The organism is Euzebya pacifica, assembly GCF_003344865.1.
Classification (GTDB): Bacteria; Actinomycetota; Nitriliruptoria; order Euzebyales; family Euzebyaceae; genus Euzebya; species Euzebya pacifica.
In genome coordinates this window covers 5,471,648-5,490,480 of record NZ_CP031165.1, presented here as the reverse complement: position 1 = coordinate 5,490,480, position 18,833 = coordinate 5,471,648, and the positions used below count along the sequence as shown (strand labels likewise).

Genomic DNA, 18,833 nt, shown 5'->3' with positions numbered 1-18,833 from the left:
GGCATACTCCGCCGTCGTGAGCGCTCCTCCCCGGCAACCCCGTCCGTGGCACCCCCGTCCGTGGCAAGCGTGGCACCGCCACACGTGGACGTTGGCGAACACCTCGACTGCGCCGGTGTGGCTGGCCATGATCGTCCTCCCGCGGGCCACCCTGACCCGCAGGTTGGTTCGGGCGGCCGTGCCGCTGCAGGCGGCACTCGGCCTGGGCTACGTCGGCCTGATCGGTCGCGGCATCGCGCTGGGCGGCGAACGGGTGGACTTCACCGACGGCGAGTCGGTGGCCCGTGGCATGGCCAACCCGGAGGGCATGCTGGCCGGCTGGATGCACTACCTGGCCTTCGACCTGTTCGTCGGGGAGTGGATCCACCGGACTGCGCTGGAGGAGGGCATCAACGCCCGTCTGGCGTTGCTGCTGACCTGGTGGGCCGGGCCGGCGGGGTTGACCTGCTTCCTGTGGCAGCGGCGTCGCGCCGGACGTCTGGCCGCCTGAGCTCCGGGGCCGGCGACCGCCCGGGGTGGTCGTCGAAGTGGCGTCGGACCGGTGCGCTACACCTCTGTCCATGCAACGTCGCTTCGCCCAGGTCGATGTGTTCTCCGCCGTGCCGTTCCTCGGCAACCCCGTCGCCGTCGTTCTCGACGGTGAGGGCCTGACCACGGAGGAGATGCAGTCGATCACCCGCTGGACGAACCTGTCGGAGGCCACGTTCCTGCTGCCGCCGACCACGTCGGCGGCCGACTACCGGGTGCGGATCTTCACCCAGAGCCGCGAGCTGCCGTTCGCTGGCCATCCCACCCTCGGGTCCTGCCGTGCGTGGCTGGACGCCGGCGGCACCCCGGCCGGTACCGACATCGTGCAGGAGTGCGGCGTCGGGTTGGTGCCCATCCGGCGCGACGGCGAGCTGCTGGCGTTCGCCGCGCCACCGACCACCCGGTCGGGCCCGGTGTCGGAGGAGGACCTGGCCTACGTCTGCGACGTCCTGCGCCTCGACCGGTCGGTAGTCGTGGATGCGGCGTGGACCGACAACGGCCCCGGCTGGGTGTCGCTGCTGCTGTCCTCGGCCGAGGCGGTGCTGGACGTGACGCCGCGGGTCGCGCTGGACCGCGAGACCGACATCGGGCTGGTCGGATTCCACCCGCCCGGTGGCGACGTGGCGGTCGAGGTCCGCGGGTTGTTCACCGACGACCAGCACGTGCTGCGGGAGGACCCGGTGACCGGGTCGCTCAACGCGGCGGTGGCGCAGTGGTTGATCGCTGGTGGCCGGGCCGAGGCGCCGTGGGTCGCCGCCCAGGGTGCGGTGCTCGGCCGGGCCGGTCAGGTGCACGTGTCGATGGATGCCGATGACCAGGTGTGGGTCGGCGGCGCCACGACGGTCGTCGTGTCCGGCACGATCGAGGCCTGAGCCTCCAGGTGCCCCGCAGCCCGCGTCCTCCCGGCCCGCGTCCTCCCGGCCCGCGTCCTCCCGGCCCGCGTCCTCCCGGCCCGCGTCCTCCCGGGCCCGCGTCCTCCCGGCCCCGCGTCCTCCCGGCCCCGGCCACGTTGTGCACCTTGGCCGGTGGACCGGTCGAGCTGCTCAGGGACACGGCCAGTGTGGTCAGGTCGGCCAGCCCGTTGGCCGAGCTGCACAACTCGGCCGGGGCCCGCGCCGGGGCCGGGGTGGGTCAGCCGGTGGTCGGGGGGACGCCGTCGGCCAGCGCCACGAGGTCGGTGAGGGGTCGGAGGGCCGGCCACACCTCCGCAGGGGTGGTGTGGAGGTCGTACAACGAACCGCCGATCACCCCCGCCTCGAGCACCGCCTGGGTGAACGCGCCGGCGTGGGGCAGGTCGCTGGCGATCCCCCCGGCGAGGTGCACCGGGACGTTGTCGTCGCCGGTCAGCTGGCGCAGGCGGGTCACGTTGTCGCGGTTCCACCCGACGGTGACGTCCCAGTCCGTCCCACGGAAGCTGGAGTACGACATCGGGATGATCACGTCGACCAGGTCGGCGACCTCCGGCCACGGGAACGCCGGCCACAGGCGGGTGTTCAGCTCCAACTGCAGCGGCGGGTACGGGATGGCCGCCAACGGCACCTCGGGGTTCTGGGTGCGGATCGCGGTCAGCAGCTCGAGCAGTCGGCGGTTGCGTTCGGCGACATCGGCGACGGCGGTCACCTCGATGTCGATGCCGAGCGCGTCGGGCCGGTCGCCACGCGGGGTGGTGAACATGGCGGCGTCATGGGCGCGGACGTGGTCGGCATGCACGTCCACCAGCGACGGCAGGGTCCACACCATGACCTGCAGGCCGTGGTCGTGGGCGACCTCGATGAGGCGCGCAAGCCGTTCGGGCTCGCCCACCCCCTCGGTCCGGGTGAACGACGCCTGGGCGAAGATCGTCTGCACACCTCCCGCGACGGCGATCGCGACTTGCTCCTCGGGGAGGAGCGACTGGTCGTAGAGGTCGATCCAGGTCCCCAGCCCACGGAACGCGGCCAGGCGGTCGTCGCCGGTGGCCATCGTGACCGCTGGGGCCTCCGGTGGTGGTGCGGCATCGGCGACGGCTGGTTGCTCGACCATGGGGCCGACGGCCTTCGCGACGTGGGAGGCCCAGTACGGGCGCGTCGGATCGACCGGCGGGCCCGGCTGGACGGGGCGTCGGGTGGTCTGGGGGCGTGGCGCGGCTCCGCGTGCGGTCATCTGCTTGGGACCCACGGCAGGGCTCAGCAGCGCGAGGACGAGCACGGGCAGGAGCAGCGGTCTGAGGGCTCGAGTGTCGATACAGAACAGATCGGCATGCCCACCGGGGTCGTGAGGCGGCCCGCGCTCCTGAGTCGGTCACCAGACCGACAGACGACGCGTGCTGGGGTCGGCGACGGTCTTCAGGCCCCAGCCGCGTGGCGGACCGTGCATCCTTGGACGATCAGCCCGCGTCGAAAGGCACGCGATGACCACCAAGCCGACCGCACCAGAGGTGCTGGACCTCGTCGCCGACTGGGCACAGCGGCAGGTGATCGACGAGGCGACGGCCGCGAACCTCCGCGCCGACGTCGCCGGGCGCACCGACCTCGCCGCCGACGAACCAGACGGGGGCTTCATCGGTGGCGCGGTGGCCGCCCTCGTCGAGGTGGCGGGATACCTCGGTGCCGGACTGTCCATCGGTGCGATCGCCATCCTCTTCGATGTCGAACGCTGGCCCGACGTGCCGCTGGCCCTGCTGTTGGCCACCATCGCGGTGGCGACGACGGCCGCGATGTGGGGGCTGACCGCCCGACCCGTGGACGGTGCACGGGCTCGGCTGGCGGGCGTCCTGACCGCCGCCGGTGCCGCGGCCGGAGCGGCGACGGTCGAGGTGCTGATCGGCGACGCCGGGTCGTGCCCGTCCGGAGTGGACTGCACCGCTCCGTGGGCGCACAGCCGGTTGGCCATGTCGGCCGCAGTGGCCGTCGCCATCGCGGTGGTCGGGTTCGTGCGCAACCGTCGCGCGTTGCCGCACCTGGTCCTCGGCATCGGCACGCTCGCGCTGTCGTTCGGTGTCGCCGAGGCGATCCACCAGCAGACCTACGGCCACCCGATGGAACGGACGGCTGGCATCCTCCTCGCGATCGTGTCGGCCGTGTGGATCGTCGGGGCCGACGCCGACATCATGCGGCCCCGGTGGCTGGGGGTGCTCGGCGGGTCGGCGGTGCTGGCCGGCGGGTTGCTGAGCGCCATCGGCAACGACGCGGGGCCGCTCGTGGTCGCGGTCGTGGCATTGGCCCTCCTGGGACTCGCCCCGGTACGGGACAACATCTGGCTCGGCGTCGCGGGCGCCGCCGGTGCCATGGTCTTCGTCCCGACGACCCTGATCGAGACGTTCGGCCTGGACAGCCGCACCGCTGCCGCGATCGTGCTGCCCATCGGCATCGTGTTGCTGGCCCTCGCGGTGCGTCGCCTCCGTCGGGACGTCCTCGACGGTGACGACACGCCCTCGGGGGCAGCTGCGTCAGCCGGCGAGGATGGCCGCGACGGCGGGTGAGGCGAAGAACGGCTCGAGGCGGGTGCGGACGGCCTGCTCCAGCCAGCCGTCCTCGTGGGCGGCGACGACCAGCGGTGGCACGATCGCGATGGCGTCGGCCACCAGGTCGTCGCGGCTGATCTCCAGCTCCTCCAGGAGCGTGGCGATCGGGTACTCGCCGTAGATGTCGAAGAACGTCGTGATCCACGCGTCGGCGAAGGCCATCGCGGGTTCGCTCGGGCCAGCGGCGATGACGATGTCCTGCAGGACCCCGGCGAGGGTGCGGATGTCGTCCTGCCCGACCTTGCCGTCGGCGTCGCCCACGCCGTCGAAGACGTCGCCGGAGTGGGTGTCCCAGACCTCCAGGACCGCGTCGCGCATCATCGGGTCGTTCAGCGTGTCCATGACGACCTTGTTCAGGCGGCGGACCGCGAACGCCGCACCCTTGCCGGCCGTGTCGCCGAGCAGGGACTGGACCTGCTTGTCGGCCACGCCCACGACCTTCGTGGCGGCGTTGGTGCCGAAGGACACGAGCGAGCCGACGCCGGGGATCTTCTGCGCCATCGACCGGTTGGCCTCCAGCACGTCGACGACGAGCTTGGTGACGAATCCCGAGGCGAGGGTGCCCATGCGCGGGGAGTCCGCCATCCGGTCCAGCGCCTGGCCGACCAGCGGGCGGAGGGGCAGCAACGCGTCGACCAGCGCCTCGACCTGCTCGCGGTCGACGACGTCCGCCGGGGCGACCCGGGCGGTCGGCCCGTCGTGGATCTGGTCGGCGGTCGCCTGGACCATGGTCGTCGCGGTGGTGCTGGCCGGAACGTTCGCCATGGCCCGGTGGACCACGCGCGTGATGTCGGCCGGGTTGACGGCGGCGTCCAGCCGGACACGGCCGGCCACAGCAAGCAGGTCGTCGACGTCACGCTCGAGCAGCTCGGGCAGGGACGGGCCCGTCAGCTGCTCGAGGATCCAGGTGACCTGGGCGTCGAGCAGCTGGTCGGCAAGTGGTGCGGCAGAGGTCATGCCCGCAGCGTACGGACCCGCGGGGTCCCAGCGGTACTCGGTCGTCCGCCCACCCTGCCGAGCGGACGACTGGAGGTCACGGTCAGAACGCCTGCGGGCCGAAGCGGCCGATGGCGACCACGAGGGCAAGGCCACCCAGCACGAGGTTGACCACGACCGACGGCAGGTACTCCTTGCGGCGAACGTGCACGACGATCGCGCCGAGCATCGTCAGCACAAGGCCTGATGCCGCGATCGGCACGAGGATCGGGAGCACGTCGACGGCGGGCGGAAGGATCAGGCCGAGGCCACCCAGCACCTCGAGGATGCCGATGGTCCGGACCTGTCCGGCCGACAGGTCGTCGGTCCAGGCCATGGACTCGCCTGCACTCTCCTTCAGCTCGGCGGGCGACTTGGTCGCCTTCATCGCGCCAGCGGCGAGGAAGGCGAGTCCGAGGACGATCTGGATGGTCCAGAGGGCAGCGTTCATGTGCGGGGGCTCCGTATCGAGGTCTGGTGAGCGTTCATGTGAACGTTCAACTAAGCGAGACTGTAGCGCGCATACCTTGAACGTTCAAGTGTTTGTTGGGCACACTGGGCGCATGACGGAACCGCGCTGGCTCAGTGCCGATGAACTCCGGGCGTGGCGGCTGCTCTCCGCGCTGCTGCTGACCCTTCCGGGTCAGCTCGAGGACACGCTCCAGCCCCACGGCCTGACGTTCTTCGAGTACTCGATGATGGCCGGGCTGTCGTCGTCGCCGGACTGGACGAGGCCGATGGGCGAGCTCGCGCAGATCGCGAACGGCTCGCTGTCCAGGCTGTCCCACGCCGCCCGGCGGTTGGAGTCCCGCGGGTGGGTGCGAAGGTGTCGGTCGACCGAGGACGGGAGGGTCACCCTCGCCACACTCACCGACGAGGGGCATGCGCTGCTGGTGGCGGTCGCGCCGGATCACGTCGAGTCGGTCAGGAAAGCGGTCTTCGACGTCCTGGGGCCCGGCCAGGTCTCGCAGCTGTACGAGATCGCCGCGGCGATCGTGGGCAACATCCTGCCGGGTGTCCCAGCGGCGTGGGACGACGTGTGACCTGCGGCTCGACCCGCTCGGTGGACACGGGGGTGCGCAAGGGACATGGGTGACAACGCAACAACGCCCCGGGGGGCCGGGGCGTTGCGGTGATCGTGGTGGTCAGGGGCGGGGTCGAACCGCCGACCTTCCGAGTTTCAGTCGGACCCAACCTCTCCGGTCCCGTACGGGCTGGTCCGCCGAACCCCGAAGACATGCGGGTTATCGACAGGCGTCGTTCGGTCGGCTCCGAACCACTCCGGGACCTGCCGTTAGCAAATCCGTAGCACGATCCGCCCAGCTGCCCCACGCGGGAGATGTCGAATTATCCGCGCTCGGTTTCGATCGGCTTCGATTGGTCCTGATCTGCCCGGATGTCGCTGGTCAGCCCTATGATGACGCCGGGAGAAGCGCACAGCGCACCATCCCGTGGCCAAGGACCTCGCATCACGCGGGGTTCTTGTGCGTAGGGGGGCCCTACGGTCACGGATACCAACACCCCTCGTGGTGCATGCGCGGTGCCAAGATGTCCCACAGGCGTTGGTTTGCCTGGAGCACCCGCTGGTTTTGGGGGGCCGTGGACATCATGCGGCGCTTCAGGAAGGCGATCATGTCGGCCGCTTGCACTAGGCGACTTCGGTTCGAGGGTACGAAGTGGAGCGTGTCCACGATGCGGGTGAGCTGACGGGCGCGGTACCCGATCGTCGATGTCCGCTGAAAGTTCCACAGGTTCAACCGGTAGGTGTCCTCGTCGCTGATCTGATCGGCGATGACCAGCGCGAGTTCGTTCACCCGCTCGGCGTACTCGTCGACTCGCTCGAGGACGTGGCTAAGCACAACCAGGTGAGGATGCCAAGCGCTGTCCCCGTACCGCTGCAGAAGCTGATTCCGGTCCACGCCGCGCACGATGAGGCGCACCTCGGCGTCGGCGATTGCTTCGAACACGTTTCGGTAGACGGCGATCCGTGCTTGGTGCATCTCCTTCATGGCGACCCAGTCCGCCTTGGCTTGGAAGAGGTCGTGACCGTGGAACTCGGCTTCCCAGGGCGTGTGGTGTGCCACGGCGGTGCGACGTGCGATGGCGTCCATCGTGTCGGTCAGCTGTTGGATGGCCGGCTCATGGCAGATGAGGGCCGAGATCCAGTAGTAGTCGTCGTCGTAGGACTCGTCGAGGTAGGCCAGCAGCACCCCATGAGCGTAGGCGGCGAGGGCCTCCGCGTTGCACCCTAGTCCGGGCCTGTCCAGTCTGTTACGGTGGTTTGGCCGGAAGGAGCGCCAACTCCTCCCGGCCCGGCCGAAGCCGGCCGGCTCCTGAGTGAGAGGAACCGACGTGAGCATCCTACGCGCCCGATGGGCACCGCCTGACGTGCCGTCACACCGTTCGGAGCGCCGCCGCTAGCGCCGCCGTGCCGACTCTGGGGCCACGGGGCCCACCATGCCTTCTCCGCCGCGCAGGCGGACGCTCCCGCGTCCCTGCCGTGCGCACCTGTCGTGCCTGGCTGTTCCCGCGCCAACGGAACACCCGGGCTGTTTCACCGGAGTGAGAGGTGCATGCCATGTCCCGTGTTGCCGTTCGACCATCCACCGGCGCCCCCCGGCGCCTCGCCCGTTCCCTGACCGTCCTGGCCGACGACCTGACAGCTGCCGTGGAGGCGGTGGCCGACGTCCGCTACGCCCTCGAGCACGGTCACCACCATGCCGACGTCGCCGACCTGCTCGCCGACGCCACCACCGCCGTCGCCCGACTCGACGCCACCGTCCTGGACGGTCCTCGTCTGGCGGTGGTGTCGTGACCGACCCGACGAAGGAACACCCCGATGCCCCACCAGCAGAGTTCGAAGAGGCCGTGGCGGCACGGGTCGCCGACGGGTCCGCCTGTGCCCGCTGCGGCGGCGAGGACGGACCGATGCAGCCGGTTGACGCCGACAACGTCCGGTTCGTCCACTCCCACGCCTGCACCGGCCCCAGCCCCGGCCGGGAGGGTCCGGTCGGGGCGTTCACGATGCAGCCGAAGGGCCGGCCGGATCCTGCTGGCCGTCCCGCCACCAACCACGCAGCCAAGGTCACGACCACGGGCTCACCACCCCCGGCCTACACCGAGGGGCTGTCCGAGGCGGCTGCCAGGGCGGTTGCGGAGGCGATGCTGGAGGACAACGCAGGCAACCCCACTGAGGTGGGCAACGTGTCGGCGCTGGTGGAAGAGCTGCCAGCGGAGCTGCGGCCGGACCGCGGCCCGGCTCAGGCGTTGGCAGACGCCCTGCTGGCCCTGATCCCCAACGAACCCGAGGCCGGACGAGCCAACAGTGCCTACTACCTCGACGTGGAGGCAGCGGTGACGGCGCTGTGGTGCGAAGCGGAAGCTGCTGGGGTCCTCTCTGGCTACCGAACGGCAGCGGCCCTGTCGTGGCCGTCGTTGGCTCCCTCTGAATGCTGGAGCTGCGGCAGGATGAGTGGGGAACTACGGACTCTCCGCGGGATCCTCCGAGGGCTCGCCGATGGACTTGAGGTGGCCGACACCATCCGGTCGGTCCACACCCATCCCGCCACCAGCCTCAACGCGATCGAACGTCGCACCGACCCCTTCGAGGAGCGACTCGACGAGCTCCGGGACATGGTCATCCGGCTGGCTGATCGAGACGAACCGCAAGGGCTGAGCGGCAAGCCTGCCCCGGACCCCGCGGACGAGCCGACGTTCGGTGATCGGTTGGCCATCCTGTCGTCGGCCCTTGATGCTGCCGAGGCCGACCGGGTGCGGATCGACGCCGTCGTTGACGGCGCTGACGAGGACATCGATGTCGAGACGTGGTGTCGGGTGCGGGATGAGTACCGAGCAGCGATCAGCGCGATGCTCGACGGTGGAGTCGGAGACGGGTTCATGGAGCGTGTCGCCCGGGTCGATGCTGCGATCTGGGCGATGAAGGACTGCCTCAACACGGTCGAGACCGGTGATCGGTGATGTTGGCCACCCGGTTGCGCGCCCCGGACAGCCCGGGCAACGAGGGCTCCACCACCTGTCCCGGTCCGGACTTGCGCGCCGTGCGATACCCCGCGCCGGTCGTGGACCGGTGGCCGGTCGGGCCGCTTGCCGAGGCTGCCGGCATCCCGACCGGCAGCGACGGGTGGGCGTCCAACCTGGCCCGCCGTGTCGGCGTTGACCGACGCAACGTCCACCGGTGGGTCCACGACGGCCTCAGCTACATCCGGGCCGACGAAGCCGCCGTCGCCCTCGGGTTGCATCCAGCTCTGGTCTGGCCGGGCTGGTCTCCAACACTGCATGGTGGAGCGCATGGACACACAACCCACTCCGATCGCTGATGGGGCCACCCTCATCGACATCCGTGAGGCCGCGGCCCGGACCGGCATGACGGTCGCCTACTGGCGTGACCGGGTCCGCCTCCGCGAGATCCGCCACTACAAGCTCGGCAACAAGATCCGGTTCGACATCCGCGACCTCGACGCCCACCTCCTCAGCGGCATGCGGGAGGCCCGGCACTCGCCGGGGCGGCGCTGAAATGGTTCTGAGGTTCGAGTTGGCGTAGGTTCCCGGGCAGGGTCGGGCCTCTCCCCCGTGGCTCGGCTCTGCCCTTGGTCCGGGGGTCGACCCACCCCCGACCCCCGGACCACTTTCAGCCCGCACCCCGAGGAGACTGTCCGAGGTGTCACCACAGGAAGCGTTGTGGGACGCCGTGGTGGAGGCTGTCGCGGCGAAGTTGCGTGCTGATCCCAGGCTCTTGGCCGTCGGGGATGACGACATCATCCGCGGCCTGACCAACATCGGTCGCTATCTCAAGTGCAGCCACGTCACCGTTGAACGACTCATCCGCGAGGAAGGACTGCCGGCAAGGCAGGTCGGGAGTGAGTGGCGGGCATCACGTCGGGCCTTGTCAACTTGGTGTGCCGGGCCGTCGTCAACCTGGGGCGAGGTACCAGACCCGGCGCAGTGAAGGCCTGAGTTTCGGCCTGCGGGGTATCGGTAGTCCGTGTCATGATGCCAGTCGGAAAGGATCGTGATTCGGGCCCTGGGGACGGGGTGGGGAGGGTGGTGCTGTGGGGTTGTTCAGGCGTCGTCGGAAGCAGGTCGAGGTGGCCGTCACTGTCGAACCGTCACCGCGACGGCAACGGGGCCAGCCTCAGCCGCGACCCCGCAGGGACCCGGATCCGCCGGAGCAGGGCGTCCCGCAGATGCCTCAGATCCGGCTCGGGTCGTGCAGCCGGGTCGATGTGGTCGGTGAGTCGTACTACCAGGAGGCCCTGACCGCACTGTGCCGGGGGCAGGAACGCAGTGGGGACGTGCTGTTGGACCGGGCGGTGTTGATCCCGGAGCCCGACAATCCCCACGACCGCAACGCGGTCCGGGTGTCGGTGTCGGGTCGAACGGTTGGCTACCTGGGCCGGGAGGACGCCCGTAGGTACCAGCCGCCGTTGCTGGACCTGCAAGGGGCCGGGTTCCTGGGGTGGTGCCCGGCTGCGATCATCGGCGCCGCGGATGCGTGGTATGGCGTGTTCCTCAGGCTCGCCGAACCAGAGACGATGTGGCCGGCCAACAGTCCTGGCCGGTTGGCCGTTCTGGAGGCTGACCGGTCGGTGGCCGTCACCAAGCGCCGGCCCCACCACGACGTCCTCGACGAGCTGCTCGGACAGCGAGACGCCGTGCTGGTCTTCGGGGAGTTGGTCCAGTCGACGGTGACGTCGGGCAAGTACAAGGGGTCGCCGTGTGTGGAGGTGGCCGTGGATGGCAGGCGCATCGGGGAGCTCTCCGCAGCGATGACCGAGCGGCACCGCCACCAGGTCACGCCCGGGTGCGGCTGCGAGGTGATCATCAGCCGCCGCGACAACGGCCCCCACGCGGCCGCGTACATGCCCAGACCCTGAGCACGATAGACAGTGCGCCCGCCTCTCAGTGGCCCTTGACGACGTTCTGGTGGGCGGTGTGTTCGGCGATCCGGTCGGTGAGGGATCGGATGATCTCGGGTCGGCCGACCCAGTTCTCGAAGCTGGCCACGTCGATGGCGGCGACGTTGATCGTGACCTGCGGCGCGACGACGTTCCGGGGTGTGGGGACGTCTGGGAGGATGGTCCCTGCGATGTCGGGGACGAACAGCTCGGGCCGGCGTTCCCCGACGATGTAGGGCACTCCCGGGTTGACCCGGCCGCCGGCGGCTCGGCCTTCGGGGTCCTTGCCGTGGACGCCGCCCACGTTCACGGACTGGCGGAAGTCGGACAGGTCGATGCCGATACCTGCGGCGTCGAGTGCCCGGCCGAGCCGCGAGGACTCCTCGACCCCGTTGGCGATCGCGTCGAACACGAGGTTCCAACCCTCGACGACCGGCTGGGCAACCTCCTGGACGAGACCACCGATGTTGTCCTTGAGCTGGCGTACCTGGGCGTCCCAGCGGGTGGCTTCGTTGTCGTAGGCGACGGCGATGACCTGCTCCAGGGTGCCGGAGAACGTCTCCAGCTCCCCGGTGGTCTGCCGCAGCAGCTCGAGCCGTTCCGCCGACAGGCCGAGGTTGACCAGCGGGTCACCGACCAGGGCCAGCGACTGGGCGGTGCGGGCTTCGTCGTTGAGGGCCAGCAGCCCGTCCACGACGTCGTTGACGGCGTCACGGGCCTGTGTGCCGCCGGCGTTGACCTGACGGACGACCGCGTCGGCGTCCAGCCCGAGCATGACGAGTGCGTCGCGGCTGGCATCAGAGCCCTCTGCGAGACGTTCCTGGAGGCTCTTGAGCGCGTCGGCGACGACGTCGAGGTTGTAGACCTGCGCGTCGGAACCGCGGATGAGCGTGTCGATCCAGTCCTCCGCGGACAGGTTGAGCTGGTCCAGCTGGGGGCTGTACTCCGACAGGACGTCGAAGAGGTCGCCGTACCGGTTGGCGCCGTTGGTGACGGCGCCGGCGATGAGGTCCATGGCTTCGGGGACCGACACACCGGTGGCGCGGGCGAACGCCCCGACGGCGTTGGCGACCTCGTTGATGTCGGCTTCGGCGACCTGTGCGAGGGCGATCAGCTCGGGGACCTGCTCGCCGGCCAACGCGTCGATGCCGAGGCCACCGAGGGCTTCGTCGGCCGCGACGATGGCAGCGGTGACGTCCTCGAACGACTCGCCCCACGCGTCGGCGTACAGCCGCCCTGCGGTGTCGCCCAGGGCTGCGGCCTCGCCGGGCCCGAACATGCCCAGCCGGGCGGCAGCGACGTCGCTGGACAGCTCCTGGCCGATGGTGTCGAGGAACGCGTCGGCTGCGAACCCGGCGGCAGCCGAGAACGCGTCAGCGGCCATGCCGCCGAGGGCAGACCCACCAACGATGTCGCCGAAGCTGAGCTTGTCGTCGAGGTCGTCGAAGTCGCGGCCCAGCCGGTCGAGGTCCTGCCCGGCTTCACGGGCTGCACGGCCGATATCGTCGCCGAGCCCGCGTATCGACCGGGATGCCCCGCCGGTGTGCCGGTCGATGTCACGCTCAAGGCCACGCCACTCGGCAGAGGACCGGTCGAGGGTGTCGCCCAGGCTGTCGACGCGACGGTCGAGGTCCTGCCAGGCATCCCCGAACGCCTCGACGTCGCGGACGGCTTCGCGGCGGCCCTGGACGCCGAGCTGCCAGGTGAGTGCTTCACGACGTGCCATGGGGGTCTCCTTGGGTTGGGAGGCCGGACAGAGCCCGCTCGAGCAGGGTGTCGATGCTCACGCGCTGACGGTTGGCCTCGAGGACGAGAAGGTCGTGAGCGATCCAGGTGATGGTGGCCATGACGCGGGCCGACTCGACGTCGGGCAGGGGCAGCAGGACGTGTGCGCCGATGGCATCACCGCGGCCTGCGGCAGCCACCAGCCCGCGGACGGTGGCCACGACTTCGGCCCACGACTGGTCATCCACTGGCCTTCTCCTGATCGGTCTGGGCCGTCCACCGGACCGGGTGGGTCCGGTGGACGGCGGGCGGGCGCAGGAGGGTCTGGGGCACCGCAGGTGCCTCGCCTCCTTCGTCCCCGGTCCGTGCCATGCCGCATGGGAAGGACCACGGCCGAGGTGGCGTTGACGCCCGACGTCTGATCACCCGGTTGACCCTTCGCCATCGAGCTCGTCGTCGATGTCGGCGAAGGCGTCGGGAGGCTGGGGCACGCCCGTACCGGCGGGTAGGTATCCGTCTCGGAGGTGCAGCTTGTAGTTGGCACTCCCGGTCTGTCCGGCGTAGGTGCACAACAGCCGGCGGGCCTCCCGGTCCTCGCTGCACTCTGCGATGGGACGACGGACCGGTTCGGGCGCCTTGGCAAGCAGTTCCACGGGCAGGCTCGATGCGGTCTCGGTCGGCATCCAGCCGGGCAGGTCGGCGTCGTCCTCCAACAGGCGGCGAACATCGTCCCAGGGGTCGGGTGGCAAGTCCGACACGGGGACGAACGCGTCGGCGCCGCGGGTGGCCAGGGCTTCGGCGACCGCGTCGGGTGGTGTCTGACCGTCGTTGATGGCCGCGGCCACGTCCGGGTCGGCCAGCGCCCGTTGCAGCAGGCCCGTGTCGCCGTCGACGTCGTGGAGCAGGTCGTCCCAGTCGGTCAGGTCGCCCGGGAGGTCGGGCAGGTGGGTGGCCTCGTCGTCCAGGTCGGTCCACAGCGCTCCGCAGGCAGCCACGAACGCCCGTCGTTCGGTGGCAGTCAGGTCGGGCAGCCCACCGGATCCGCTGACCAGCCGGGCGATCTCCTCGACGTGGCCGGCCAGCTCGGGCGAGCCGATCAGGTCCGTCGCGATCCGCTGGAGTCGTGCCCGGCGCCCCTTGAGACGGCGGCGACGGGCCCGTGCGAGCTCTACACGGCGTCGCTGGCGGTCCTTCGCACGACGTTCCTCCTGTTCGGGGCGGCGGGCATGGGCCTCCCGGTCAGCGGCGACGCGGTCGACGTGGCTGCGGACGGTCTCCGACGTGGCGTACAGCCGGCTGGTGTTGGCCTGGGGGATGCCGTTGGCGGCTCGCAGCATCTCGATGGCGACGTCTCGTTTGGGTTCGTCAGCGATCGGCTGTCGCAGCTCGATCCGTACCGAGCGGAGCCACTCCATCGGGATGCCCGAGCGGGTCTGGCGGGGCAGCAGGCCACCGTTGCGGATCCACCAGGGTTCGTCGGGGTCGGTTGGGACGCGGACGTCGTCGAACGCCTCGATCGGGGAGAACTCGGCGGCCATGGCGGCGTCGGCGGCCTGCTGGGCGGCGTCGGCACGGTCCTCGCGGATCGCGTCCAGGGTGTCGGGGTGCAGCAGGTCGGCGGGGTCGTCGACGGTCATGGTGGGGGTGCGTGGCATGTCATGTCCTCCGGGTCACAGGGGGCTGGGGGTCAGGTACGGCCGTGTCGGCCGAGCAAGTCGTTCTGCCGGTCCGCGGCGGCCAGGGACTGGACGAGGTCGGTGTGTTCGGCACCGGTGAGCCAGTTCAACGGGTAGGCGATCGGGGCGTCGTCGCCAGCGGTCTCGGTGGCGAGGCGGGCGGCCTGGGCACGGGCGACGGGGTGCCAGCGCATCTGCGCATCCACGCGTGCCTGCCGGGCACCCTGTGCGCCGCTGTAGCGGAGCCGCAGTTGTTCGGCGACGGCCGGGTCGGTCTCGGCGGCGATCGCGGCACGTGCGTCGGGGTCCGACACGGCGGCCATGGCCGTGCGGATGTCCGGTAGGGCCTGCAGCGCTGCGGTGGCAGCGGCGCCGCCCTGCACGATCCGTTCTCGCCATCCCGGCGCCGTGCCGGCGGTGAGCCGGCCGGTACGGAGCCCCCAGGCGACCCACTCCTCGGCCCGTCGGGCGTTGGTCGCCCGGGCAGGGGCCTGGCGAGTGGACTTCACGGCGCTGGCGCGGGCCTTGGCCCGCGCCACCCTGATGTTCGGAACAGCCTTGCTCACGATGCCTCCTTGGTGTCGATCCAGAACTCGACGGCAGCACGGTCGAACCGCCAGCGGCCGGCGACCTTGCGGCCGCCGAGCTCCTCGGCGATCTGCCCGACACGGCGTTGGGTCACGTTCAGCATCCCGGCCACATCCGCTGCATCGAGTTCGTCATGTGGCGAGGCTGGCACGACTTCCGACGGCACCGCTTCCGTGCTTCCGTCATCGGAAATCCCACGATTGGCCACGTAGGCGTCGCGGGCCCGGTCGACGGCAGCCACGACTTCGTCCAGGGCGGCCCCGACGTCGGTCCCGTCGTAGGTCCGGGCCAGCTCGGCGAGGGTCGGCGCGATCCAGTAGCAGGCCCGAGGCGTCAGCATCACCGCCTCCGCCACGAACAGCGCGTTGCGGCCCATCAGCTCGCCGTCCCGTCCGAGGTGACGGCCCGCAACGTCCGGTCGGCCCGAGACCGGGCGACATCCGCGAGGAGCTGCTGGACCGGCGACGGTTCCGCCGGGCCGACACGTCCGGCGTCGTCCTCCAGCTGGGCCAGTGCCTCACGCAGCTCCCGGGACAGCGCGGCGGAGTCCCTGGCCGCCTCGGTCCCGTCGAGCCGGCGGGCCAGCACGACCACCAACGCCGCCCGCGGCGTCCCGCGCAGCTCGACCGGGAGTTCGGCGACCATGCCCGCCACAGCCGACTCGACCGGCCCTGCCGTCGCCGGGGTCTGCTGGTCGTCCACGAACGCCTCGAGCTCGGCGGTCGAGAACATCCAGCGGCCGCCGTCCTTGACCCCCAGCCTGCCGTCGCCGGCGAGCCGCTGGAGGGCACGGACCGACATGCCCAGGCGGGCGGCAGCCTCCGTCGACCCGACCGTCCGCCTGTCGCGACCGTCGCGCCCCTGACCCGCGGCGCCGCTCACCGTCGACCACCCCACAGCCGTCCCAAGACCCCCAGAACACGGGCCGTGGCCGTCGACAGCGGACAGTGACAGGTCGGCCCGCGACGACCCCTCGCCGCGCCAGGCTTGGTGGCAGGATCGGCGGGGGGAGATCCTGGGTGGAGACACTCCCCAGACGTTTCGGGTGTTCCAGTAAAAATCGGGAGGCGCCGGTGGCTGCTGCTGTCGGTGGTGTGTCGTTGGTCGAGGGCGTCGAGCAGCATCGCGGCGGTCTCGACGACGTCGGCGACCACTGCGCGGTCGGGGCCCTCGCCGAGGATGCCCTCGAACAGCCCGCCGATGTCGCGGGCGAGCTGGTGGCGGTCGGCGTCCGGGTGGTCGGCCAGCAGCAGCGCGAGCGACCAGAGCAGCCCGGTGGCGTCGATGGGGGTGATGAGCGGTGGGGTGGTCATGCGGCCTCCTCGAGTTCGTCGTCATGCGGGACGGGCATGGGGCGGCCGCAGCGGCGGCACAGTTCGGGAGGCAGTCCGTGGCGGCAGGTGACGATCGGCATGAGCGGCTCCAAGGTCGTCCTCAGATGTGGGACGAGGTCGTCGGTGGGGGTGTGCTGTCGGGGTGTCCTGGTCGGCCTCTGCGACCTCGTCCCCGTCCGGCCCCCTACGGGGTCCGGGACGAGGTGGACGGGACGAGGTCGCTCGGCGGTCTCGACCACCTCGTCGGGACGAGGTGAGGACGAGGTGGGACGAGGTCGTGTCACAGGGCCACGTCCGGGTCCGCCGTGCCCGTCGGGTAGGGGCGGAGGAGGATGTTCACGACGGCACCGCGGGCGCCTGGCTCACGCTTGACGTGCCCGAGGGCGTGGAGCCGGTCGAGGGCGTCGTCGGTGAGGGCGGCCTTGCCGGTGACGAGCTGACGGACCTGGTTCTTCGACCTGCCGTCGGGGGCGTCTGCGAGGGCGGCGGCGACCTGCACCATCCGGGCGTGCAGCGCATCCGATGGGCCGTCGCTGGCCGGTTCGACCGCCGCGAGGATCTGGTTGGGGTGGGTGGCGGCGTCGAGGCTGATCCGAGCTGCGGTGTCGCGCATGGCGTGTTCCCGCACGCCGCCGGGCCGGTCCTTGTTGATCCGCAGGCTGACCTTGCCGACGTGTCCTGGTGCGAGCGGGCTGGTCGCCTTGACCTCGTAGGCGACGCCGGTGACGGCAGCTCGCTTGTGCTGGGCTCCGATGGGTGCCCGGGCGCCGCCCTCTCGGGGTGCGTGGGGGGTGTGGTCCAGGGAGATGACGGCGGCGCCGGTGCGGTCGGCCAACCGGCGCAGGAACCCGGTGACCATGGGTGCGTCCCGGTTGGACAGCGGGTCGAGTCCGTGGAGGGCGAACAGCTCACCCAGGGCATCGATGACGACGACGGCAGGGCGGGTGTCGAGGGCGTCGGCGAGGTCGTGGTCGGTGGGGCCGGCCGGGGCGCCGGGCCCGTCGAGGATGCGGCGGAGCGGTTCGTCCGGCCGGATATAGGCGACTTTGTTGCTGATCTGGTTGTCGGACAGGCCGAGAGCTCGGAGGCGGGTGGCGATCTCCACGGGGTCGGACTCGAGGTCGACGATGACGGCGTGCTCGTCGGCCCTGACCGCCTCCACGACCGCCAGCAGGCCCACCCAGGACTTGCAGGACTCCGAGGCGCCGAACAGCAGCGAGGACAGGCCCCGGTAGAACAGGGCGTGGCCGTCGGTGCGGGTGAGCAGGTCGGGGCGTCGCCGTTCGAGTGGGCCGGCGAGGATGTCGGTCATCGACACGGGTGCCCACGAGGTCGTCTGCCGGTCGATGCCGGCCTCGACCGGTGGGACGTGGAGGTGGGCGAGGTCGATGGTCATGCGACGTCCTGGCGGGCGTAGGCGAGCCCGTCGGTGATGGTGCGGCGGATCTCGGAGGCCCGGACCTTGTTCCCGTAGCCGGTGGACAGGACCGCCGCCTCGAGGGTCTGGATCACGTCGTCCGCGGTCAGGTGCCCGTCGGTGACGAACCCGCCGAGGTATCGGGCAGCCGCCAGGAGCGCCGAGTGACGTCCGGCGGTCGTAGCCGCGAGGTCCTGTGCGCGTCCCTCCAGGGCCGCGACGGCGTACCGTTCGGCGTGGGTCCCTGCCCGCCGCCGAACCGCCTGCACGGGGGCGGGTGGTGGAGGTGGTCGCAGCAGGGCGACGAGCCACCGGGGCATCCGGGCGATGGGTGTGCCGGGGTTGGCCCACCGGTAGAGGCCCTCGGGACGACGGGAGGGGGGCAGGACCGCCTGCCCCCGGGAGCCGCGAACGTCGACCCCGGGACCCAGGACCGACCCCGTCGACTTCACGTAGAAGGGTGGGGCCGTGAAGTAGAGGTGGACGCCGCCCTGTTCGCGAGGTGAGACGACGGCGAGGGTGTCGGGGACGGGGCCGTGGCGGCGTTGCAGGTCACGCCAGGAGGCGACGCCGTCCTTGTCGCCGTCGCGGTCGAGGTCGATGACCACCACGCCGGTCCGACCCGTGCAGTGACCGATGTTGGCGTCGGGCCAGCGGCGCCACCAACGCTCGACCGTGGCCTGGTCCGTCGTGGCCCGGTCTGGCCAGCCCGCGACGGCCGGCTTGTTGGTCCCGGGACGGCAGGGGAACACGGCGAACCCGCGGTCAGCCAGGTCCAGGGCAGCAGCAGCGAGTCGGATCATCCGACACCTCGGGCGAGGCTGGCTGTGCGTGGTCGGCAGCGATCGCAGAGGCCGAGGCAGACGACGAAGACCACCACACGTGCCCGGTTGATGGTGGCATGGCCGATCGGGGTGCCCAGCGGCCACAGTTCTGGCTCGACGGCTTCGCAGCCGTCACACCCGTGCTCCACAACGATCGGGTGGGTCAAGGTGTGGCGGTCAGCGCACGCCTCGCAACGGACTCCCTCCGCAGCGTGGCGGGAACACACGAAGCCTGGTCCGCCGTCGATGAGGTGCCCACACGAACTGGGCGGTGAGGGCAGGGTCGCGACGGCCGCGGCCACCCGTTGGTTGACGCGCTCAAGTGGCTGAGACGGTTGGCCCATCATCG

At 71.0% G+C, this 18,833-nt stretch carries 21 protein-coding genes and 1 tRNA gene; 8 read left to right on the top strand and 14 right to left on the bottom strand.

The window, feature by feature from the left end; all coding sequences use genetic code 11:
• The first annotated feature begins 16 nt into the window (after positions 1 to 16).
• On the top strand, positions 17 to 490 hold the full coding sequence (locus DVS28_RS23735; protein ID WP_164710951.1) for an ABA4-like family protein: 474 nt from the start codon (positions 17 to 19) through the stop codon (positions 488 to 490).
• Positions 491 to 560: 70 nt separating this feature from the next.
• Positions 561 to 1,400 carry a PhzF family phenazine biosynthesis protein gene (locus DVS28_RS23730; protein WP_114593666.1) on the top strand — a complete coding sequence of 280 codons (840 nt, stop codon included), beginning with the start codon at positions 561 to 563 and terminating at the stop codon, positions 1,398 to 1,400.
• A 259-nt stretch (positions 1,401 to 1,659) separates the two neighbouring features.
• Here the strand turns inward: DVS28_RS23730 and DVS28_RS23725 are convergent, their stop codons facing one another.
• Positions 1,660 to 2,715, bottom strand: coding sequence for a hypothetical protein (locus DVS28_RS23725; RefSeq protein WP_114593665.1), 1,056 nt, complete (start codon positions 2,713 to 2,715; stop codon positions 1,660 to 1,662).
• A gap of 202 nt (positions 2,716 to 2,917) precedes the next feature.
• On the opposite strand from DVS28_RS23725, the gene DVS28_RS23720 reads away from it, so the two are divergent.
• Positions 2,918 to 3,988, top strand: a complete 1,071-nt coding sequence (locus DVS28_RS23720) for a hypothetical protein (RefSeq protein ID WP_114593664.1) — start codon at positions 2,918 to 2,920, stop codon at positions 3,986 to 3,988.
• Here DVS28_RS23720 and DVS28_RS23715 read toward each other — a convergent pair.
• Together DVS28_RS23715 and DVS28_RS23710 are read right to left on the bottom strand one after the other, a co-directional pair.
• Complete coding sequence (locus DVS28_RS23715; RefSeq protein ID WP_114593663.1) at positions 3,956 to 4,987, bottom strand: hypothetical protein; 1,032 nt, start codon at positions 4,985 to 4,987, stop codon at positions 3,956 to 3,958. The genes DVS28_RS23720 and DVS28_RS23715 overlap by 33 nt on opposite strands.
• 82 nt (positions 4,988 to 5,069) lie before the next feature.
• Positions 5,070 to 5,456: a DoxX family protein gene (locus tag DVS28_RS23710; protein WP_114593662.1), complete on the bottom strand. Its 387-nt coding sequence runs from the start codon at positions 5,454 to 5,456 to the stop codon at positions 5,070 to 5,072.
• A 112-nt stretch (positions 5,457 to 5,568) separates the two neighbouring features.
• Here DVS28_RS23710 and DVS28_RS23705 point away from each other — a divergent pair, with 112 nt between their 5' ends.
• The gene (locus tag DVS28_RS23705) at positions 5,569 to 6,048 is read left to right on the top strand and encodes a MarR family winged helix-turn-helix transcriptional regulator (protein ID WP_114593661.1); all 480 of its coding nucleotides are present in this window, start codon (positions 5,569 to 5,571) and stop codon (positions 6,046 to 6,048) included.
• A 96-nt stretch (positions 6,049 to 6,144) separates the two neighbouring features.
• On the opposite strand, the gene DVS28_RS23700 is transcribed toward DVS28_RS23705, so the two are convergent.
• Positions 6,145 to 6,211, bottom strand: a tRNA-Phe gene (locus tag DVS28_RS23700).
• Positions 6,212 to 6,510: 299 nt separating this feature from the next.
• Positions 6,511 to 7,215, bottom strand: coding sequence for a DUF3800 domain-containing protein (locus tag DVS28_RS23695; protein ID WP_164710950.1), 705 nt, complete (start codon positions 7,213 to 7,215; stop codon positions 6,511 to 6,513).
• 368 nt (positions 7,216 to 7,583) lie between these two features.
• On the opposite strand from DVS28_RS23695, the gene DVS28_RS23690 reads away from it, so the two are divergent.
• The 4 genes from DVS28_RS23690 (at position 7,584) to DVS28_RS23670 (ending at position 10,899) form a co-directional block, all read left to right on the top strand.
• Positions 7,584 to 7,820: a hypothetical protein gene (locus DVS28_RS23690; protein ID WP_114593659.1), complete on the top strand. Its 237-nt coding sequence runs from the start codon at positions 7,584 to 7,586 to the stop codon at positions 7,818 to 7,820.
• A complete protein-coding gene (locus DVS28_RS23685) occupies positions 7,817 to 8,983 on the top strand; it encodes a hypothetical protein (RefSeq protein ID WP_114593658.1) in 1,167 nt (388 codons plus the stop codon). Before DVS28_RS23690 ends, DVS28_RS23685 begins: the two co-directional genes overlap by 4 nt.
• Positions 8,984 to 9,313: 330 nt before the next feature.
• Positions 9,314 to 9,538 carry a helix-turn-helix domain-containing protein gene (locus tag DVS28_RS23675; protein ID WP_114593656.1) on the top strand — a complete coding sequence of 75 codons (225 nt, stop codon included), beginning with the start codon at positions 9,314 to 9,316 and terminating at the stop codon, positions 9,536 to 9,538.
• 671 nt (positions 9,539 to 10,209) lie between these two features.
• Positions 10,210 to 10,899: an HIRAN domain-containing protein gene (locus DVS28_RS23670; RefSeq protein ID WP_114593655.1), complete on the top strand. Its 690-nt coding sequence runs from the start codon at positions 10,210 to 10,212 to the stop codon at positions 10,897 to 10,899.
• Between the two features lie 25 nt (positions 10,900 to 10,924).
• On the opposite strand, the gene DVS28_RS23665 is transcribed toward DVS28_RS23670, so the two are convergent.
• The 9 genes from DVS28_RS23665 to DVS28_RS23625 form a co-directional block, all read right to left on the bottom strand.
• Positions 10,925 to 12,646: a phage tail tape measure protein gene (locus tag DVS28_RS23665; RefSeq protein ID WP_114593654.1), complete on the bottom strand. Its 1,722-nt coding sequence runs from the start codon at positions 12,644 to 12,646 to the stop codon at positions 10,925 to 10,927.
• Positions 12,633 to 12,893, bottom strand: coding sequence for a hypothetical protein (locus DVS28_RS23660; RefSeq protein WP_114593653.1), 261 nt, complete (start codon positions 12,891 to 12,893; stop codon positions 12,633 to 12,635). Before DVS28_RS23660 ends, DVS28_RS23665 begins: the two co-directional genes overlap by 14 nt.
• A 174-nt stretch (positions 12,894 to 13,067) precedes the next feature.
• A complete protein-coding gene (locus DVS28_RS23655) occupies positions 13,068 to 14,300 on the bottom strand; it encodes a hypothetical protein (RefSeq protein ID WP_114593652.1) in 1,233 nt (410 codons plus the stop codon).
• A 32-nt stretch (positions 14,301 to 14,332) separates the two neighbouring features.
• Complete coding sequence (locus DVS28_RS23650; protein WP_114593651.1) at positions 14,333 to 14,887, bottom strand: hypothetical protein; 555 nt, start codon at positions 14,885 to 14,887, stop codon at positions 14,333 to 14,335.
• Entirely contained in the window at positions 14,884 to 15,285 is a 402-nt protein-coding gene (locus DVS28_RS23645) for a MerR family transcriptional regulator (RefSeq protein WP_114593650.1), read from the bottom strand. The genes DVS28_RS23650 and DVS28_RS23645 overlap by 4 nt, the downstream gene beginning before the upstream one ends.
• A complete protein-coding gene (locus DVS28_RS23640; RefSeq protein ID WP_114593649.1) occupies positions 15,285 to 15,791 on the bottom strand; it encodes a helix-turn-helix domain-containing protein in 507 nt (168 codons plus the stop codon). The genes DVS28_RS23645 and DVS28_RS23640 overlap by 1 nt, the downstream gene beginning before the upstream one ends.
• Positions 15,788 to 16,222 carry a hypothetical protein gene (locus DVS28_RS23635; protein ID WP_114593648.1) on the bottom strand — a complete coding sequence of 145 codons (435 nt, stop codon included), beginning with the start codon at positions 16,220 to 16,222 and terminating at the stop codon, positions 15,788 to 15,790. The genes DVS28_RS23640 and DVS28_RS23635 overlap by 4 nt, the downstream gene beginning before the upstream one ends.
• A gap of 301 nt (positions 16,223 to 16,523) precedes the next feature.
• Complete coding sequence (locus tag DVS28_RS23630) at positions 16,524 to 17,639, bottom strand: AAA family ATPase (protein WP_114593647.1); 1,116 nt, start codon at positions 17,637 to 17,639, stop codon at positions 16,524 to 16,526.
• Positions 17,636 to 18,463, bottom strand: coding sequence for a bifunctional DNA primase/polymerase (locus tag DVS28_RS23625; RefSeq protein ID WP_114593646.1), 828 nt, complete (start codon positions 18,461 to 18,463; stop codon positions 17,636 to 17,638). Before DVS28_RS23625 ends, DVS28_RS23630 begins: the two co-directional genes overlap by 4 nt.
• Positions 18,464 to 18,833: the final 370 nt, after the last annotated feature.

Coding starts and splice junctions, on each gene's coding strand:
- DVS28_RS23690 (WP_114593659.1), top strand. CDS start 7,584: ATGTCCCGTGTTGCCGTTCGACCATCCACCGGCGCCCCCCGGCGCCTC.
- DVS28_RS23630 (WP_114593647.1), bottom strand. CDS start 17,639: ATGACCATCGACCTCGCCCACCTCCACGTCCCACCGGTCGAGGCCGGC.
- DVS28_RS23635 (WP_114593648.1), bottom strand. CDS start 16,222: ATGACCACCCCACCGCTCATCACCCCCATCGACGCCACCGGGCTGCTC.
- DVS28_RS23645 (WP_114593650.1), bottom strand. CDS start 15,285: ATGGGCCGCAACGCGCTGTTCGTGGCGGAGGCGGTGATGCTGACGCCT.
- DVS28_RS23710 (WP_114593662.1), bottom strand. CDS start 5,456: ATGAACGCTGCCCTCTGGACCATCCAGATCGTCCTCGGACTCGCCTTC.
- DVS28_RS23705 (WP_114593661.1), top strand. CDS start 5,569: ATGACGGAACCGCGCTGGCTCAGTGCCGATGAACTCCGGGCGTGGCGG.
- DVS28_RS23730 (WP_114593666.1), top strand. CDS start 561: ATGCAACGTCGCTTCGCCCAGGTCGATGTGTTCTCCGCCGTGCCGTTC.
- DVS28_RS23655 (WP_114593652.1), bottom strand. CDS start 14,300: ATGCCACGCACCCCCACCATGACCGTCGACGACCCCGCCGACCTGCTG.
- DVS28_RS23720 (WP_114593664.1), top strand. CDS start 2,918: ATGACCACCAAGCCGACCGCACCAGAGGTGCTGGACCTCGTCGCCGAC.
- DVS28_RS23670 (WP_114593655.1), top strand. CDS start 10,210: ATGCCTCAGATCCGGCTCGGGTCGTGCAGCCGGGTCGATGTGGTCGGT.
- DVS28_RS23665 (WP_114593654.1), bottom strand. CDS start 12,646: ATGGCACGTCGTGAAGCACTCACCTGGCAGCTCGGCGTCCAGGGCCGC.
- DVS28_RS23625 (WP_114593646.1), bottom strand. CDS start 18,463: ATGATCCGACTCGCTGCTGCTGCCCTGGACCTGGCTGACCGCGGGTTC.
- DVS28_RS23715 (WP_114593663.1), bottom strand. CDS start 4,987: ATGACCTCTGCCGCACCACTTGCCGACCAGCTGCTCGACGCCCAGGTC.
- DVS28_RS23675 (WP_114593656.1), top strand. CDS start 9,314: ATGGACACACAACCCACTCCGATCGCTGATGGGGCCACCCTCATCGAC.